Source organism: Saccharopolyspora gregorii (assembly GCF_024734405.1).
GTDB lineage: Bacteria > Actinomycetota > Actinomycetes > Mycobacteriales > Pseudonocardiaceae > Saccharopolyspora_C > Saccharopolyspora_C gregorii.
In genome coordinates, this window is record NZ_CP059556.1 from 3014796 (window position 1) to 3031324 (window position 16529).

Consider the following 16529-nt stretch of genomic DNA (forward strand, 5'->3'; position numbering starts at 1 on the left):
CGCCCCGCCGCCCGCGTCGTCGTGAGGGGCTCCTGGTGCAGCTCGCACCGGGAGCCCCTTTCGCATGCCGGGGCCCGCGCGGGTGCGGCTTCGGGTGCGGTGCGTGCGCGAAGGCGGGGCGTGCGTCACACCCGGGGTGGGCGGGCGTCCCCGCGCGTCGCGTTGACCCGCCCACCGGGCGGGCTTACCTTCGGAGTGCGCGAATCGCCCCGATGTGATTTTCCAGGTCGGGGAAGGTCAAACCCCCGGTTCCATGATCGTCCTCGCGCTCGGGTGATGATCATGCGACGAGCCGGGTTCGGTGGTTCGCCGGCTTCGGCCGGGCGGAGGGAGGCAGGCGTGGTGGAGCGAGCACCTGGCGAGGATGCCGCCGCGGAGGGGTCGAAGCCGTTCCCGGAGACCGCGCTGCCGGACGAGCTCGTCGGCTACCGCGGCCCCGCGGCGTGCCAGATCGCCGGGATCACCTACCGGCAGCTGGACTACTGGGCGCGCACCAAGCTGGTCGGGCCGTCGATCCGCGGCGCCGCCGGTTCCGGGTCGCAGCGGCTGTACTCGTTCAAGGACATCCTGGTGCTCAAGGTCGTCAAGCGGCTGCTGGACACCGGGGTCTCGTTGCACAACATCCGGGTCGCGGTCGAGCACCTGCGCCACCGCGGGGTGGAGGACCTGGCCCGCATCACGCTGTTCAGCGACGGCACGACGGTCTACGAGTGCACCTCCGCCGAAGAGGTCGTGGACCTGCTGCAGGGCGGCCAGGGCGTGTTCGGCATCGCGGTCAGCGGCGCGATGCGCGAGATCACCGGCACCATCCACGAGTTCCCCGCCGAGCGCGCCGACGGTGCCGAGCCGGACGAGCCGGTCGCCGACGAGCTGTCGCGGCGCCGGGACCGCCGCATCGGCTGATCGCCGAGGCGCGCTAGGCCCGCCGTGGCCGCCGTGCCGTCCGGCGCGGGTCCGGCGGTCTTGCCGCCACCAGGTGCGCGGGCCACCTATCGACCCGATCGGCCGCTCTCGCCGTGCGCGGGCCACCGTTCGGCCTGTTCTGGTCCCGCCCGTCGGGCGCAGGCGCCGATCGGCCCGTTCGGCCCTTCGTGCGCAGGCGCCGATCGGTCTGTCCGGTCCCGCTCGCCGTGCGCGGGCTGTCGGCGGATCCGGCCAGGCCGTCCTGGCGCCCGTGGCCGTCGCGTCACCGCCCGTCGATGTCACGCCCCGTGCCGCTGGGATGATCGGGCGGGATGAAGATCGCACCGTTCGGCCGTCACCGGATCGGGTAAGCTGCTGTGCATCGCCGACCCCGCGCGGGAGAGTTCGCCGTTGACCTGGTCAGCGGCGGCGCCGAAGGAGCAAACCCTCCCCGACAACCTCTCAGGCCTGCTGGACCGCACGGGCGAGATACCTCTGGAAAGCGGGACCACCGACGTGGTTCCCCGCCGACGGTGCAAGTCCGGTCCGCGGACCGGGTGAAGCTCTCAGGCGTTCGCGTCGCGGACAGTGACAGAGGGGGAGAGCAGCACACGTGCTGCCGCCCTGTCCGTCGCGATGAATGAGGTGTGGCGATGACGACCGAAGACCGCATCCCGCTGGCCGCCCTGGAACACGGCACTCCGTTCGCCGACCGCCATGTCGGGCCGCTGCCCGCTGAGCTGGCCCGGATGCTCGACGTGATCGGCGTCGGCTCGCTGGAGGAGCTGGGGCAGTCGGCGGTGCCCGACGGCATCCGCGAGCGGGACCTGCAGCTGGCGCTGCCGGAACCGGCCACCGAAGCCGAGGCGCTCCAGCAGCTGCGCGACCTGGCCAGGCTGAACAGCCCGCACACCGAGATGATCGGCCTGGGCTACTACCCGACGATCACGCCGCCGGTGATCCGGCGCAACGTGCTGGAGAGCCCCGCCTGGTACACGGCGTACACGCCGTACCAGCCGGAGATCTCGCAGGGCAGGCTCGAAGCGCTGCTGAACTTCCAGACCATGGTGGCCGACTTGACCGGCGTGCCGGTCGCGAACTCGTCGATGCTCGACGAGGCCACCGCGGCGGCCGAGGGCATGACGCTGGTGCGCCGTGCGGGCCGGGCCAAGTCGCCGCGGTTCGTGGTGGACGCCGACGTGCTGCCGCAGACCCTCGCGGTGCTGCGCACGCGGGCGGAACCGCTGGGCATCGAGGTCGTGGTGGCGGACCTGTCCGCGGGCGCGTCGGCGCTGCCGGACGGCGAGTTCTTCGGGGCGCTGCTGGCCTACCCGGGTGCCTCCGGGGTGGTCCGCGACCACCAGGCGGTCATCGACGAGGTGCACGAGCGCGGCGGCATGGTGGTGGTCAGCGCCGACCTGCTCGCGCTGACGGTGCTGCGCGCCCCCGGTGAGCTGGGCGCGGACGTGGTGGTGGGCACGACGCAGCGCTTCGGCGTCCCGATGGGCTTCGGCGGCCCGCACGCCGGCTACATGGCGGTGCGCAAGGGCATCGAGCGGCAGTTGCCCGGCCGGCTGGTCGGGGTGAGCGTCGACGCGGACGGGAACCAGGCCTACCGGCTGGCGCTGCAGACCCGCGAGCAGCACATCCGCCGGGAGAAGGCCACCAGCAACATCTGCACCGCCCAGGTGCTGCTCGCCGTGGTGGCGGGCATGTACGGCGTGTACCACGGTCCCGCCGGGCTGCGGGCCATCGCGAAGCGGGCGCACCGGATGGCGGCGGTGCTGGCCGAGCGGCTGCGCCGCGGCGGGGTGCGCATCGTGCACGCCGAGTTCTTCGACACCCTCGTCGCCGAGGTCCCCGGCCGGGCCGCCGAGGTGGTCCGCGCCGCGCGGGACGGCGGCATCAACCTGCGCCACATCGACGACGACCACGTCGGCGTCAGCTGCGACGAGACCACCACCCGGGAAGCGCTGGTGCGGGTCGCGGAGGCGTTCGGCATCGCCGGGGGCTCGCTGGCCGGCATCGACGAGCTGGACGCCGAGACCGACGACGCGCTGCCGACCGCGCTGCTGCGCACCTCCGAGTACATGACGCACCCGGTTTTCCACGCGCACCGCTCGGAGACCTCGCTGCTGCGCTACCTGCGCCGCCTGTCCGACTCGGACGTGGCGCTGGACCGCAGCATGATCCCGCTGGGCTCCTGCACGATGAAGCTCAACGCGACCGCGGAGATGGAGCCGATCACCTGGCCGGAGTTCGCCGAGCTCCACCCGTTCGCGCCCGCCCAGGACGCCACCGGCCTGCTGGAGATCGTGCACGACCTGGAGCGCTGGCTGGCCGAGATCACCGGGTACCACTCGGTGAGCCTGCAGCCGAACGCGGGCAGCCAGGGCGAGTTCGCCGGGCTGCTGGCCATCCGCGCCTACCACCACAGCCGTGGTGCGGCGGCGCGGGACGTGTGCCTGATCCCGGCGAGCGCGCACGGCACCAACGCGGCCAGCGCCGTGATGGCCGGGCTGCGCGTGGTCGTGGTGCGCTGCGACGACCAGGGCAACATCGAGCTCGACCACCTGCGCGAAGTCGTCGACCAGCACCGCGACGACCTCGCCGCCATCATGATCACCTACCCGTCCACGCACGGCGTGTACGAGGACACCGTGGAACAGGTGTGCGGGCTGGTGCACGAGGCGGGCGGCCAGGTCTACGTGGACGGCGCGAACCTGAACGCGCTCATCGGCCTGGCGCGGATGGGCGAGTTCGGCTCCGACGTCTCGCACCTGAACCTGCACAAGACGTTCTGCATCCCGCACGGCGGCGGCGGTCCCGGCGTCGGCCCGATCGGGGTGCGCGAGCACCTGGCGCCGTTCCTGCCGAACCACCCGCTGCAGCCCGCCGCGGGACCGGAGACCGGGGTGGGGCCGATCAGCGCCGCGCCGTGGGGCAGCGCCTCGATCCTGCCGATCTCCTGGGCCTACGTGCGGATGATGGGCTCCGACGGGCTGCGGCGGGCGACGCTGACGGCCGTCGCCGCGGCGAACTACGTGGCGCGGCGGCTCGACGAGCACTTCCCGGTGCTCTACACCGGCTCCGGCGGGTTCGTCGCCCACGAGTGCATCCTGGACCTGCGGCCGCTCACCAAGGCCTCCGGCGTCACCGTGGACGACGTGGCCAAGCGGCTCGCCGACTACGGGCTGCACGCGCCGACGATGTCGTTCCCGGTGGCGGGCACGCTGATGGTGGAGCCGACCGAGAGCGAGAACCTCGCCGAGCTGGACCGGTTCTGCGACGCGATGATCGCCATCAAGGGCGAGATCGACAAGGTCGCCGGCGGCCACTGGCCCGCCGACGACAACCCGCTCGTGCACGCTCCGCACACGGCGGCCTCGCTGGCCGGGCCGTGGGAGCACGCCTACAGCCGGGCGGAGGCGGCCTACCCGATGGGCACCGGGGCGCCGAAGGTGTGGCCCGCGGTGCGCCGGATCGACGGGGCGCGCGGGGACCGGAACCTGGTGTGCTCGTGCCCTCCGCTTTCGGCCTACGAGGGCTGACCGCGGCGCGGGGGTGAGCGGGAGCCGCCGCTGATGCACTACGGTGGGCGGCTCCATCCGATCGCCTCCGAGAGGAGTGCAGCAATGCTCACGATCAGCGAGAGCGCAGCCGAGGTCATCAAGGTCGTGCTGGCCGGCGGTGACTCGCCCGAAGGATCGGGGCTGCGCATCGCCCCGGTCGCGGACGAGGCCGGGCAGGCCGAGTTGCAGGCGTCGATCGCCAGCGAGCCGCAGGGAGACGACCAGGTGTTGGAGGAATCCGGTGCCCGGGTCTTCCTCGAACCGCAGGCGGCGTCGCTGCTGGGCGACAAGGTGCTCGACGCCGAGCGCGACGACAACGGCGAGCTGAACCTGGCCGTCCGGGACTGAGCCGCAGCGACCCGCCGCGCGCGGGTCACCGAGCCGACGACAGCGCCGGCCGGGACCGGGGGAGCGACCTTCCCCGGCCCGGTCGGCGCTGTCGCGTTCCGGGACTCAGGCGACCGGTTGCGGGACGGCCAGCAGCCGTTCGCAGTGCTCCACCAGCCGGTCCCGCAGCGGTGCGGCCCGCTCGGCGAACTCGCGCTGCGCGCGCACGTAGGCGGCGCGCCCTTCGGGTGTCTCCACCGCGACCGGCGGGTAGCCGAGGGCGGCGAGGTCGTAGGGGCTGGCGCGCATGTCCAGCTCGCGGATGTCCGCCGCCAGTTCGAAGCAGTCGGCGACGAGTTCGGCGGGCACCAGCGGATTCAGCTTGTAGGCCCACTTGAACAGGTCCATGTTGCCGTGCAGGCATCCCGGCTGCTCCAGGGCGACCTGGTCCTCGCGGGCCGGTTGCAGCGCGTTCAGCGGCCGCGCGGGCGGGGTGAAGAACCGGAACGCGTCGTGGTGGGTGCACTTGATGGGCATCGACTCGACGACCGCGTCGGTGCCCGCGTGCCCGAGCCGCAGCGGCCAGGACTCGTGCCGCACGTCGCCGGGGGAGGTGCGGTAGACCATCGCCCACTCGTGCAGCCCGAAGCAGCCCAGCTGCGGGCTGCGGGAGCGCACCGCGGTGAGCAGCCCGTGCACGAAGCGCACCGAGTCGCGGCGTTTCGCGGTGAGCACCGCCGGGTCCAGCGCCACGCCCTCGGGGACGCGCCGGTAGCCGCGGCGCTCCAGGAACTCGGCGCCGCCTTCGAGCGCGACGCCGAAACCGGGCTGCCAGCGCTCCAGCAGCGACGGGCGGTGCGAGTAGTAGGTGAACAGGAAGTCCATCACCGGGTGCTTCTCCCCGGCGCGCTGCCTGCGCCGGTGCGGTCCCGTCCAGCGCTCCACCCGCTCCCGGTGCGCGTTCGCGCGGTCCCGCCATTCCTGTTCGCCCAGCACTCGCATAGTGCCGCCAGGATAGGTCAGCCCTCGTCGGGGCCGGTCCGGCCGGGGCGCAGCTGCGCGATCAGCTCCCGCAGCCGCGGCGGGACCGGTGCCTTGGCGCCTTCCGGGTCGCGGCAGGCGAAGGTCATCCGGCCGTGGACGACGAGCTCGCCGTCCCGGGTGAACTCGAAGCCGAGGGTGTAGGAGGTGGTGCCTACCCGGTCCTGCACCACCTCGCAGGCCAGTTCGTCGAACACCCGCACCGGCGCCAGGTAGGTGGCCGCCGAGCGCACCCCGACCGTCCCGGTGCCCAGCTGCGCGGCCAGCTCCGCCGAGCGCAGCCCGCGGGCGTGCAGCCAGCTGCTGTAGGCCCGCTCCATCCACGGGTAGTAGATCGCGAAGTACGCGATGCCGAGCGCGTCGCAGTCCCCGTAGGACAGCCGGAAGCGCTGCACCTGGTCCACCGCCATCACCCTCCGATGTGGACGGACGCGGTGCCGGAGAGCACCGGATCGCCGCCGAGCACGTCGAGTCCGACCGCGCAGGACGCCACCAGGACACCGTCCTGTTCGGACACGCCGGTCACCGTGCCGTGCGCGCGCAACCGGTCCCCGGCGAACACCGCGCCGAGGTGGCGCAACCGCAGCTCCCGGATCCGGTGCGCCCCGCCCGCCCAGCGCGCCAGCATCGACACCACGTACGCCTGGTTCAGCGGCCCCTGGTTCACCACCCGGTCGCCGAGCCCGAGGGCGCGCACCGCGGCCGGGTCGAAGTGGATCGGGTTCGCGTCCCGCATCAGGGCGGCCATCGTCTTCATCTTCTCCGCGCTGACCGGGCCGACCTGGTGGTCGGGCAGCACGTCCCCTGGCCGCACGCCGCTCATCGGGGCCGCCGCGGGAACAGGATCGAGCTGGTGCAGGACGCGGCCGCCGACCCGTCCGGTTCGTGCAGGTCCAGCCGGTACTCGACCAGGTCGAACACGCCGGTGCGAGCGCCGCGCTTGCGCCGCGCCGACTCGATCCGGCCCCGCACCGCGTAGGTGGCGCCGACCCGCAGCGGGCGGTGCAGCACGGTGTGCACCTCCCCGGCCATCGGGCCGTCCGACTCGCGGGCGCCGAACCAGCCCCAGAACCGCTCCCAGCTCACCCCCATCGCCGAGGTCGCGGCGAGGAACGCGAACACCGGGCTGCCGGCCCCGTCCTCCGGATCGGCGAGCGCGCAGTCGTTGACCAGCCGCACCCACCACGGCTCCACGGTGAACTCCCCGCCGGGCAACTCGGTGCCGACGAGCTCGGCCAGCGCCGCCTCGTCGGGTACGGCTGAGGTCATGTCCGCTCCTGATCCGCCCAGTAGGGGGCGCGCAGCTCGCGCTTGATCACTTTTCCGGTCGGGGCCTTGGGCAGGCTCGCGACGAAGTCCACCGACTTCGGCTTCTGGTAGGACGGCAGCCGCTGCCGGGCGGTGGCGATGATCTCGGCTCCGGTGGCGGTGGTGCCGGGTTTGAGCACCACGACGGCCTTCACGTTCTCGCCCCACTCCGGATCAGGCAGCGTCCCCGTCGAGGAGGCCGTCGCGGCCCACCCCGCGGTGCTGGAGTGCGCGGTCATCGGCGTCCTGGATCAGCGAGCAGGGGAACGACTCCAGCGCGGCCCGCACCACCGAGGTGGGCATCGGCCCGCCGCCGTACTGGATGTTGCGCAGGCTGCGCAGGTCGTAGCGGTCGAACCCCGGCACCGCGAGCATCCAGTTCAGCATCGTGGTGATGCCGAGGAACGCCGAGACCCGCTCCTGCTCGATGACCCGCAGCGCCTGCTCGGCCGCGAAGTCCACCAGCACCAGCGGACAGCCGTGCCGCAGGTAGTTCATCGCCAGCACGATCGGGATGTGGAACATCTGCCCGGTCATCAGGTACACGTCACCGGGCACGATGCGCTCGGCGACGGTCTGGTGCACGCCGCCCGCCTCGGCGCTGCGGTGGGTGTGCAGCGCGCCCTTGCTGCGGCCGGTGGTGCCGCCGGTGTGGAGGATGAAGAACGGGTCGTGGTCGCCGACGTGCTCGCTACCGGGCGGTTCGGCGGCGGAGGCGGCGGCCAGCAGCTCCTCGTAGCCGCCGTCACCGCCGAACTCCAGCCAGTGGGCCAGGTCGCAGGTCCGCCGCAGCTCCGCGGCCTGCGCGGACCACTCGGCGGCGGTGATCAGCGCCCGCGGCGTCGCGTCCCGCAGCAGCCGGGCCAGCTCCGCGGTGTCGAGCCGCCAGTTCAGCGGTTGCAGCACCAGCCCGGCCCGGCCGCAGGCGAAGTACAGCTCCAGCAGCTCCACCCGGTTCCGGGACAGCGCCGCCACCCGGTCGCCGCGGCGCAACCCGAGCCCGAGCAGTCCGTTGGCGAGCCGCCGCACCCGCTCGTCCAGCTCGGCCCAGCGCACCCGCCGTCCGGTCGGCACGTCGTGCACGGCGAGCGCGCGCGGCGCCAGCGCCGCCCACTTCGCCGGGATGAGGCCCAGGTTGAGCGTCACGAGAACGGCAGGTCCAGCTCGACCCGCAGGTCGCTGATCCGCCAGCCCCCGGATCCGTCCGGCGCTCCGCGCAGCTCGGCGAGGTAGCGGCCGGTGGTGACCGCGCGCAGCGCGCCGTCCGCCACCGCGAACAGGGTCAGGTAGCTGCGCGCCCGGGCCCGGTCACCGGCGTGCTCCAGCACCAGGTTGCTCAGCACGTGCCTGCGCCGGTCCCGCTGCGAACCCGCCGTTCCCCGGACCAGCTCGACGATGGCGTCGCGGCCGCGGACCGGGCCCGTCACCGCGCCGTCCGCCACGTGCACCGACAGCTCGGCGTCGGCGGTGAAGCAGTCCGCGAGCAGCTCCAGATCGCCCTCGTCGTAGCCGAGCGCGTAGCGCGCCAGCACGTCCTCGACGGCGGAGCGGACCGCCGCGCTCACCGGACGCCGACCCCGGCGTCGACGGGGAACGCCGCGCCGGTCACGAACCGCGCCTCGTCGCCCGCGAGGAACGCGACCGCGTCGCTGACGTCGGACTCGCGCACCCACGGCGTCGGCAGCACGTGCATCGCCCGCATCGCCGGTTCCGCGTTCTCCAGCGTCGGTTCCGCGCCGGGCGGGCTGAACATCCCGTAGAAGGTCGGGTGCTGGATCATCGGCGTGCTCACGTTCGTCGGGTGGATCGTGTTGACCCGGATGCCGTGCTCGCCGAGCTCACCGGCGAGGCTCTGCATCAACCCGACCACGCCCTGCTTGGCGGCCGAGTAGTGCGCCAGCCCGCCGCGGCCCTTCAACCCGGCGACCGAGGAGATGAGCAGCAGGCAGCCGCCGTCGCCCTGCTCGATCATCGTCGGGATCGCGGCCTTCGCGGTGTGGAAGACCCCGGTGAGGTTCACGTCGATCATGTCCTGCCACTGCTCGGCGGTCAGCTCCCAGCTGCGGCCGAAGGAGACGATGCCCGCGTTGGCGATGACGACGTCGACCCTGCCGAGCTCGGCCACGCCCGAGTCGAACGCGGCCTGCAGCCCGTCGAAGTCGCGCACGTCGGCGATCCGGGCCACCGCGCGCCTGCCCAGCTCCTCGACGCGGCGGGCGGTCTCGGCCAGGTCGTGCTCGGTGGGCATCGAGTAGACCGGCGCGACCGAGTCGATCTCGGCGCACCGGTCGACGGCGATGACGTCGGCGCCCTCGGCGGCCAGCCGCAGCGCGTGGGAACGTCCCTGCCCCCGCGCCGCCCCGGTGATGAACGCGACCTTGCCGGCCATCCGATCGGCCATCCGTCCGCCCTTCTTCGCGCGCCCCGCGGCGCGCGGTGCGCGTGCTGCCGGGAGCCCGCGGCCCCGGTCCGGAGCCCCGGCTCCGTAGCGGAGTATGGCCGTGCCGATCTTGCTGTCAAGGCACCGGAAACCGCTCCTGAGCAGCCCCCGCGGCCCGCGCCGGACCGGTTGCCGGGGCCGTTCGCTGCGCAGTTGGGGCGATCGCGCACGGTGTTGCGGGCATCACCGCGCGTGCCCGGAAGTCGCGAATTCACGCGTTCGGCGCAGGATGGCACCGCCGCGCTCGTCACCCGTTCGGCGGAGACCGGGCGGGAGGACGGCGACGCGGGCCGCCCCCGAGGGGACGACCCGCGTCGATCGAGCTCCGCGCCGGTCAGGCGGTGACGTGCGTGCCGTCCCGGACGGTGCCCACGTACTCCTCCACCAGGTCCTCCAACGCGACCACGCCGTGCGAGGCGCCGTCCGAATCGACCGCGACCGCCAGGTGGCTGCGCGCCCGCCGCAGCGAGGTCAGCGCCTGGTCCAGCCGGGCCGTCACCGGAACCGACGGCAACCTGCGGATGCGGGTGGACGCGATCGGGGTGGACGGTTCGCCGCCGGCCTGGTCCAGCACGTCCTTCACGTGCAGGTAGCCGAGCAGCTCGCCGGAGTCCGCGCGCACCGGGAAGCGGGAGAACCCGGTGCTGGAGACCGCGTGCTCCACGTCGCCCAGCGTCGGCGCACCGGGCAGGCTGGTCACCTGGTCCAGCGGCACCAGCACGTCGGCGACGGTGTGCTCCACCGAGGACAGCGTCTGCGCGAGCCTGCGGTGCTCGGACTGCTCCAGCAGCCCCTCCCGCCGCGACTCCACCAGCAGCTCGGCCAGCTCGGAGGACGTGTACGCCGTGTCCAGCTCGTCCTTCGGCTCCACCTTCAGCGCCTTGAGCACGCCGTTCGCCATCATGTTGAACAGCGCGATCAGCGGCCGCGCCAGCTTCACGAACGCCACCAGCGCGGGCACCAGCCACAGCGCGAGCCGCTCCGGGTCCGCCAGCGCCAGGTTCTTCGGCACCATCTCGCCGACCAGCACGTGCAGCACCACCACGATCGCCAGCGCGATCGTGAAGCCCAGCGCGTGCACCACGGGCGCGGGCACCGAGAACGGCTGGATGAGCAGCTCCAGCCGGTGCGCCACGGCCGGTTCGCCGAGCCGGCCCAGGCCCAGCGAGCACAGCGTGATGCCCAGCTGGGCGCTGGTGAGCATCAGCGAACCCTCCTGGCTCGCCTTGATCACGGTGCGGGCCCGGCTCACGCCCTGGTCAAGCAGCGCCTCCAGCCGGTCCCGGCGGGAGGACAGCAGCGAGAACTCCGCGCCCACGAAGAACGCGTTGAGCAGCAGCAGCAGGACGCCGAGCAGGATCGCCACGGTGTCGCTCATCGGGTCCCCCCAGAGGTGCCGGTGGAGTCGGCCGGGCGGTGCGCCCGGGTCAGGCGCAGCTCGGCGATGCGGTGGCGGTCCATGCTCGCGACGGTGAGCCGCCACGGGCCCACCTCGACCTGGTCGCCGTAGGCCGGGATGCGGCCCAGCCGCGCCAGCACCAGACCGGCGACGGTCTCGTACTCGCCCTCGGGCATCTCGAAGCCGGTGGCCTCCTCGATCTCGTCGGCGCGCAGCAGCCCGGAGACGATCCAGGTGCCTTCGGTCAGCGGGCGCACCGCGGCGGTCTCCCGCCGGTCGTGCTCGTCGCGGACGTCACCGATGATCTCCTCGACCACGTCCTCCAAGCTCACCAGGCCCGCGGTGCCGCCGTACTCGTCGACGACCAGGGCCAGCTGCAGCCCGGAACCGCGCAGCCGGTTCAGCAGCGAATCGCCATCCAGCGTCTCCGGCACCGTCGGCACCGGGCGGGCCAGCGACCCGACCCGGGTGCTGTCGCGCTGGTCGGCGGGCACGCCGAACGCCTGCTTCACGTGCACGACGCCCTGCACGCCGTCCAGGTCGTGGTCGTGCACCGGGAACCGGGAGAACCCGGTGCGCCGGGCCAGCGTCAGCAGGTCCAGCACCGACGCGTCCGAGGACAGCGACTCGACCTTGACCCGCGGCGTCATCAGCTCGTCCGCGGAGCGGTCGCCGAAGCGCAGCGAGCGGTCCATCAGGACCGCGGTGGACTCGTCGAGCGTGCCGTGCTCGGCGCTGGAGCGGACGATCGAGCCGAGCTCGTCGGGGGAGCGCGCCGAACGCAGCTCCTCCTGCGGCTCGATGCCGAAGCGGCGCACCGCCCAGTTCGCGCTGTTGTTCATGCTGTCGATCAACCAGCGGAACACCTGCGAGAAGCGGGAGTGGTAGCCGGAGACGGCGCGGGCGGTCGGCAGCGGGCGCGCGATGGCCAGGTTCTTCGGCACCATCTCGCCGAACACCATCGACAGCGTGGTGGCCAGCAGGATCGCCACCACCAGCGAGATCGGTGCCGCCACCGCGTTCGGCAGGCCGACGGCCAGGAACGCCGGGCGCAGCAGCTCACCGATCAGCGGTTCGGCCACGTAACCCGTGATCAGGGTGGTCAGGGTGATGGCGACCTGCGCGCCGGAGAGCTGGAACGAGAGGGTGCGGTGCGCGCGCTGCACCGCTTTCGCCCGCCGGTCGCCGACCTGGCTGACGTGGGCGTCGACGGTGCTGCGTTCCAGCGAGGTCAGGGAGAATTCCGCGGCCACGGCGAGCGCGGTGCCCAAGGTGAGCACGGCGACGAACAGGAGTCCGAGGACGGAGAGCACGATGGCCATCAGCGATCACCTCGCCGCAGGCCGGTAGTGAGCGGAAAGCCGGGACCACGTCCCGGCTCGGTACTTCCTTCAGGGGACTGTGCCGTGGGCACCGAACGTGTCACTCCTCGGGAGGAAATCGGAAATAAGCGACCCGAGTATATCCCGATCGGAGCACCGGAACCGCGCATCGTGACTCCGGCGACGCGCGGAGGGGTGGCGGAGCCGCGCGGTGCGACGGTGCCGCCACCCGCGGTCACGCCGCCGCGTCCCTCCGGCAGGACGCGGCGGGAAGGGCCGCGGGGAGCGGTGGATGCGGTGGGTTGCGTCCGATCGGCGGTAGCGCGACCGCGCCGAGTGCTCGCGCAACAGCGCTGCGTACGCCGCTGCGGATGATCACCCCACCGATTTTCACCGTATTTCCAGGTTGCGGTTCACACCATTTGGGCAAGGCGTAACCTCTGCGCAGTTCCGCACGCGGCCACCCGCCGCATCCAGCACCAGAGAGGTCGTGATCGTGAGTACCCCCACGGTTGCGGACGCGCCGCAGCAGGGCTTCTTCGGCCAGCCACGGGCACTGTCCACGCTGTTCTTCACCGAGATGTGGGAGCGGTTCTCCTACTACGGGATGCGCGGGATCCTCGCGCTCTACCTGTACACGGCCGTGCAGGACGGTGGTCTCGGGCTCCCGGAGACCACCGCCACCTCGCTCGTCTCCGCCTACGGCGCCTCGGTGTACCTGACCGGTGTCGCGGGTGGCTGGATCGCCGACCGGATCTTCGGTGCTCGCCGCGCCGTGTTCTGGGGCGGCGTCCTGATCATGTTCGGGCACATCGCGATGGCGGTGCCCGGCGGGCTGGCCACCACCGGCATCGGCATCGTGCTGATCATCGCCGGTACCGGCTTGCTCAAGCCGAACGTCTCGAAGATGGTCGGCGACCTCTACGCGCAGCAGGACAAGCGCCGCGACGCCGGTTTCTCGATCTTCTACATGGGGATCAACCTCGGCGGGTTCGCCGGGCCGCTGATCGCCGGGTTCCTCCAGTCCGAGATCGGCTTCCACTGGGGCTTCGGCGCCGCCGCGGTCGGCATGGCGCTGGGCCTGGTGCAGTACGTGCTGGGCAGGCGCAACCTCTCCAGCGTCAGCGAGGTGCCCGGCAACCCGCTGCCCGCCGAGCACAAGGGCGCCGTGCTGGGCCGGGCCGGCGGCATCGCCGCGGTGTTCGTGATCGGGCTGGTGGCGCTGGTCGGCACCGGGGTCATCGGCCTCGCCGGCCTGGTCAACGTGGTCACGGTGATCTCGGCCGTGCTGCCGATCGCCTACTTCGCGGTGATGCTCAGCAGCAAGCAGATCAACAAGGTGGAGCGGGAGCGGCTCGTCGCCTACATCCCGCTGTTCCTGGCGACCGCGCTGTTCTTCATGCTCTTCGAGCAGCAGGCCAGCACCCTGGTGATCGTCACCGACATGCAGACCACCCACGAGGTGTTCGGCTGGGAGTTCCCGGTCAGCTGGTTCCAGTCGATCAACTCGCTGGCGATCATCGTCCTGGCGCCGGTGTTCGCCGCGCTGTGGCTGAAGCTGGGCGACCGGCAGCCGAGCACGCCGATCAAGTTCGTCGGCGGTCTCGTGTTCGTCGGGCTGGGCTTCCTGTGGGTCGTGGTGTCCGGGTTCATCACCGACTCCAGCGGCAAGCAGCTGGCGCTGGTGGTGGCGCTGGTGTTCGTCATCCTCACCATCGGTGAGCTGATGATCTCGCCGGTGGGTCTGTCGGTGACCACGAAGCTGGCGCCGCCGGTGTTCTCCTCGCAGACGATGGGCCTGTACTTCCTGGCCCCGGCGCTCGGGCAGGGCATCGGTGCGCAGGTGGTGAAGCTCTACGACCCGGCGAACCAGACGCTGTACTTCGGCGTGATCGGGTTGGCGACCATCGCCTGCGGCGGGCTGCTCGCGCTGGGCGCGCCGAAGATCAAGAAGTTGATGCACGGGGTTCCGTGATCGAGCTCCTCGGCGGCGGGCGGTCCGGTTCGGGCCGCCCGCCGCGTCATGCCGGGGCCCGTTCCGGAGTGCTGCCGAGCCCGGTCTCCTCGGCGAGGTCGTCCAGCAGCCCCCGCAGCCGGTCCAGGGTGGCGAGCGTGCGGTGCAGCGACGTCGGGTCCTGCGGCAGCGACTCGGCCAGGTCGCGCAGGTCGTCGGCCCAGGACTGCGCGGACTCGCGGGCCTCCCGGAGGCCCTGGGTGGCCTCCGCGGTCATCGACGCCGCCGTCTCGGCCATCGCCCACAGCAGCTCGGCCAGCCGGTCCCGGGTGTCCTCGTCGAGCATGTCCACGGTCGGCGGCAGCACCGCCGCCAGGTTGCGGGTGGCGTAGGCGCAGCCGGTGAGCACCGTGAGGGACCGGTCCAGCGCGCTGCGCCGCGACGGCATCCGGTAGGCCACCAGCGGCCGGGCGCTGGAGAGCGCGCTGTGCAGCGCGTCGTCGACCTCGCGGACACCTTCGCGCAGGCCGTCGCCGCAGTCGCCCGCGCCGACCGCGGTGCCGGTGGAGCGCAGCAGGTCCCGCAGCCGCAGCAGGAAGTCCTCGGTGTTGTCCCGCAGCAGCCGCCGGGTGCGGGTGGGCAGCACCACGGTCGCCGCCAGCACGCCCGCGCTCGCACCGATCGCGGTCTCGGCCAGGCGCACGCCCAGCACGTTCACGTCGAACGTGCCCAGCACGCCGTAGAGCGCCCCGAGCATCGTGGTGATGAAGAACGTCATCCCGGCGTAGGACACCCCCGCCAGGTAGAACGCGGCGAACACGCAGCACAGGATCATCAGCAGCTCCGCCGTGGCGTCACCGGTGATGCGGGACGCGACCAGCACCCCGGCCACCACCCCGAGCATCGTGCCCGCGGTGCGCTGCCAGGCGCGCACCAGCAGCTCGCCGCGGCTGTTGGCGCTGATGAACACCACGAACGCCGTGATCACCGCCCAGTACCAGCGGTTCGGCGAGACCAGCTGGCCGAGCACGATCGCCATCGCCGCGGCGCAGGTGACCTGCACGGCGGCGCGCAGCTCGGGACGGCGCAGCCCGGTCTCCTCGCGGTCGGTCCGGTCCTCGTCGGGTTCGCGCTCGTCGCCGGAGCGCTGCCCGGTGCCCTCGTCATCGGTGTCGTCGGTGCGCGGCCCGACGCGGCCGAGGTCTCCGTACGCGGTGGTGAGCTCGGCGAGCGCGGCGCCGAGCCTGCGGATCGCCATCGCCAGCTCCACCGAACCGTCCCGCCGCCGCGGCCGGGACGCGCCGTCGTCCGGCTGCCCGGCGGCGCGCACCCCGTCGCGTTCGATGCGGTCGGCGAGCGAACGCGCGGCGGCCCGCACCTCGGAGGCGTCGCTGCGCACCACGGCCAGCAGGCCGGCCACCGCCTGCGGCACCGCCGTCCCGCCGCTGGGGTGGTCGAGCACCCGCATCAGCGGGTTCAGCAGGTTCTCCGCGGTCAGCTCGACGCTGAGGATGCGCCGCCGCAGCAGTTCCCGGCCCGCCTCGTCCAGCCCGTCGAGCTCGGCGACGGTGCCCTCCAGCATCCGGGCGGTCTCGTTGAGCCGCACCGAGCGGTGCCGCAGCCGCTTGCGGTGCCGCTCGGCCTCCGGCTGCTGGGCCAGCGCGCGCACCTCGTGCAGCAGGCCCTGCACCTGGGCGCGCAGCGTGCGCCGCCCCCGCTCCAGCACGCCGCGCGGGTCGTCGCGCAGCACCACGAACCGCAGGAGGAACGCGCTGCCCGCCCCGCACACCGCGGCCCACAGCAGGTCCGGCAGCTGCGGCAGCTGCGGGCGCAGGAACATCGCGAAGAAGTACCCCATGAACGCGACCATCCCGAACGCGAAGTACCGCGGGCCGAACCGCCGGATGTAGGTCGCCGCGAACACCACGGGCAGGAACAGCGCCACGTGCAGCACCGGCGCGCTCGCCGTGGCGGTGGCCAGGGTCAGCGAGAGCACGGCGGGCACCGGCATCAGCAGCGTGGTGCGGCGGCGCTCCCGGTCGGTGGGGTCGTTCACCGCGGTGATCGAGTTGATCGCCACCACCGCGGCGACCATCCCGCTGGTCACCGGGCGGTGCAGCAGCACCAGCACGCCCATCGCGGCGCCGATCGCGCAGGCCGTGGCCAGCGTGACGCGGGTGGCGTTGCGCAGCCGGCGCAGCGCCGGGTCGGACGCGAGGAAGCGGTTCCACCACTCGCTGACCACGTGCGCTCGCTCCTTCCC

At 72.8% G+C, this 16529-nt stretch carries 15 protein-coding genes and 1 riboswitch; of the genes, 4 read left to right on the forward strand and 11 right to left on the reverse strand.

Annotated elements, in window-relative coordinates:
• Window positions 1-282: 282 nt before the first annotated feature.
• The 3 genes from H1226_RS12960 to H1226_RS12970 all read left to right on the forward strand — a co-directional run bounded on the left by H1226_RS12960 (window position 283) and on the right by H1226_RS12970 (window position 4823).
• Complete coding sequence (locus H1226_RS12960) at window positions 283-903, forward strand: MerR family transcriptional regulator (RefSeq protein ID WP_255614343.1); 621 nt, start codon at window positions 283-285, stop codon at window positions 901-903.
• A 386-nt stretch (window positions 904-1289) separates the two neighbouring features.
• Window positions 1290-1392, forward strand: a riboswitch (glycine riboswitch).
• Window positions 1393-1556: 164 nt separating this feature from the next.
• Window positions 1557-4454 carry an aminomethyl-transferring glycine dehydrogenase gene (gcvP, locus tag H1226_RS12965; protein WP_258349212.1) on the forward strand — a complete coding sequence of 966 codons (2898 nt, stop codon included), beginning with the start codon at window positions 1557-1559 and terminating at the stop codon, window positions 4452-4454.
• An 84-nt stretch (window positions 4455-4538) separates the two neighbouring features.
• On the forward strand, window positions 4539-4823 hold the full coding sequence (locus H1226_RS12970; protein ID WP_224957388.1) for a HesB/YadR/YfhF-family protein: 285 nt from the start codon (window positions 4539-4541) through the stop codon (window positions 4821-4823).
• 105 nt (window positions 4824-4928) lie between these two features.
• On the opposite strand, the gene H1226_RS12975 is transcribed toward H1226_RS12970, so the two are convergent.
• The 10 genes from H1226_RS12975 to H1226_RS13020 form a co-directional block, all read right to left on the reverse strand.
• Window positions 4929-5804, reverse strand: a complete 876-nt coding sequence (locus tag H1226_RS12975; protein WP_258349213.1) for a 3-methyladenine DNA glycosylase — start codon at window positions 5802-5804, stop codon at window positions 4929-4931.
• A gap of 17 nt (window positions 5805-5821) precedes the next feature.
• The gene (locus tag H1226_RS12980) at window positions 5822-6247 is read right to left on the reverse strand and encodes an acyl-CoA thioesterase (RefSeq protein WP_258349214.1); all 426 of its coding nucleotides are present in this window, start codon (window positions 6245-6247) and stop codon (window positions 5822-5824) included.
• Between the two features lie 5 nt (window positions 6248-6252).
• Window positions 6253-6666 carry a MaoC family dehydratase gene (locus H1226_RS12985; protein ID WP_224957391.1) on the reverse strand — a complete coding sequence of 138 codons (414 nt, stop codon included), beginning with the start codon at window positions 6664-6666 and terminating at the stop codon, window positions 6253-6255.
• Complete coding sequence (locus H1226_RS12990) at window positions 6663-7112, reverse strand: hypothetical protein (protein ID WP_258349215.1); 450 nt, start codon at window positions 7110-7112, stop codon at window positions 6663-6665. Before H1226_RS12990 ends, H1226_RS12985 begins: the two co-directional genes overlap by 4 nt.
• Window positions 7109-7390 (reverse strand): AMP-binding enzyme, encoded by a 282-nt coding sequence (locus H1226_RS12995; RefSeq protein WP_258349216.1) that lies wholly within the window; start codon window positions 7388-7390, stop codon window positions 7109-7111. The genes H1226_RS12990 and H1226_RS12995 overlap by 4 nt, the downstream gene beginning before the upstream one ends.
• Window positions 7326-8297: a class I adenylate-forming enzyme family protein gene (locus tag H1226_RS13000; RefSeq protein WP_258349217.1), complete on the reverse strand. Its 972-nt coding sequence runs from the start codon at window positions 8295-8297 to the stop codon at window positions 7326-7328. The genes H1226_RS12995 and H1226_RS13000 overlap by 65 nt, the downstream gene beginning before the upstream one ends.
• The gene (locus H1226_RS13005; protein WP_258349218.1) at window positions 8294-8716 is read right to left on the reverse strand and encodes a nuclear transport factor 2 family protein; all 423 of its coding nucleotides are present in this window, start codon (window positions 8714-8716) and stop codon (window positions 8294-8296) included. Before H1226_RS13005 ends, H1226_RS13000 begins: the two co-directional genes overlap by 4 nt.
• A complete protein-coding gene (locus H1226_RS13010) occupies window positions 8713-9552 on the reverse strand; it encodes a mycofactocin-coupled SDR family oxidoreductase (protein WP_224957399.1) in 840 nt (279 codons plus the stop codon). The genes H1226_RS13005 and H1226_RS13010 overlap by 4 nt, the downstream gene beginning before the upstream one ends.
• A gap of 373 nt (window positions 9553-9925) precedes the next feature.
• Window positions 9926-10969 (reverse strand): hemolysin family protein, encoded by a 1044-nt coding sequence (locus tag H1226_RS13015; protein ID WP_258349219.1) that lies wholly within the window; start codon window positions 10967-10969, stop codon window positions 9926-9928.
• Entirely contained in the window at window positions 10966-12312 is a 1347-nt protein-coding gene (locus tag H1226_RS13020; RefSeq protein WP_224957403.1) for a hemolysin family protein, read from the reverse strand. Before H1226_RS13020 ends, H1226_RS13015 begins: the two co-directional genes overlap by 4 nt.
• Window positions 12313-12808: 496 nt before the next feature.
• Between H1226_RS13020 and H1226_RS13025 the strand changes: the two genes are divergently transcribed.
• On the forward strand, window positions 12809-14287 hold the full coding sequence (locus H1226_RS13025; RefSeq protein WP_308011277.1) for a peptide MFS transporter: 1479 nt from the start codon (window positions 12809-12811) through the stop codon (window positions 14285-14287).
• Window positions 14288-14333: 46 nt separating this feature from the next.
• Here H1226_RS13025 and H1226_RS13030 read toward each other — a convergent pair whose 3' ends face one another.
• Entirely contained in the window at window positions 14334-16511 is a 2178-nt protein-coding gene (locus H1226_RS13030; RefSeq protein WP_258349220.1) for an FUSC family protein, read from the reverse strand.
• Window positions 16512-16529 lie beyond the last annotated feature (18 nt).

Bases quoted from the DNA above. Each gene is read 5' to 3' on its own strand.
- H1226_RS12960 (WP_255614343.1), top strand. From the start codon at position 283: ATGCGACGAGCCGGGTTCGGTGGTTCGCCGGCTTCGGCCGGGCGGAGG.
- gcvP (WP_258349212.1), top strand. From the start codon at position 1,557: ATGACGACCGAAGACCGCATCCCGCTGGCCGCCCTGGAACACGGCACT.
- H1226_RS12970 (WP_224957388.1), top strand. From the start codon at position 4,539: ATGCTCACGATCAGCGAGAGCGCAGCCGAGGTCATCAAGGTCGTGCTG.
- H1226_RS12975 (WP_258349213.1), bottom strand. From the start codon at position 5,804: ATGCGAGTGCTGGGCGAACAGGAATGGCGGGACCGCGCGAACGCGCAC.
- H1226_RS12985 (WP_224957391.1), bottom strand. From the start codon at position 6,666: ATGAGCGGCGTGCGGCCAGGGGACGTGCTGCCCGACCACCAGGTCGGC.
- H1226_RS12990 (WP_258349215.1), bottom strand. From the start codon at position 7,112: ATGACCTCAGCCGTACCCGACGAGGCGGCGCTGGCCGAGCTCGTCGGC.
- H1226_RS12995 (WP_258349216.1), bottom strand. From the start codon at position 7,390: ATGACCGCGCACTCCAGCACCGCGGGGTGGGCCGCGACGGCCTCCTCG.
- H1226_RS13010 (WP_224957399.1), bottom strand. From the start codon at position 9,552: ATGGCCGATCGGATGGCCGGCAAGGTCGCGTTCATCACCGGGGCGGCG.
- H1226_RS13015 (WP_258349219.1), bottom strand. From the start codon at position 10,969: ATGAGCGACACCGTGGCGATCCTGCTCGGCGTCCTGCTGCTGCTGCTC.
- H1226_RS13020 (WP_224957403.1), bottom strand. From the start codon at position 12,312: ATGGCCATCGTGCTCTCCGTCCTCGGACTCCTGTTCGTCGCCGTGCTC.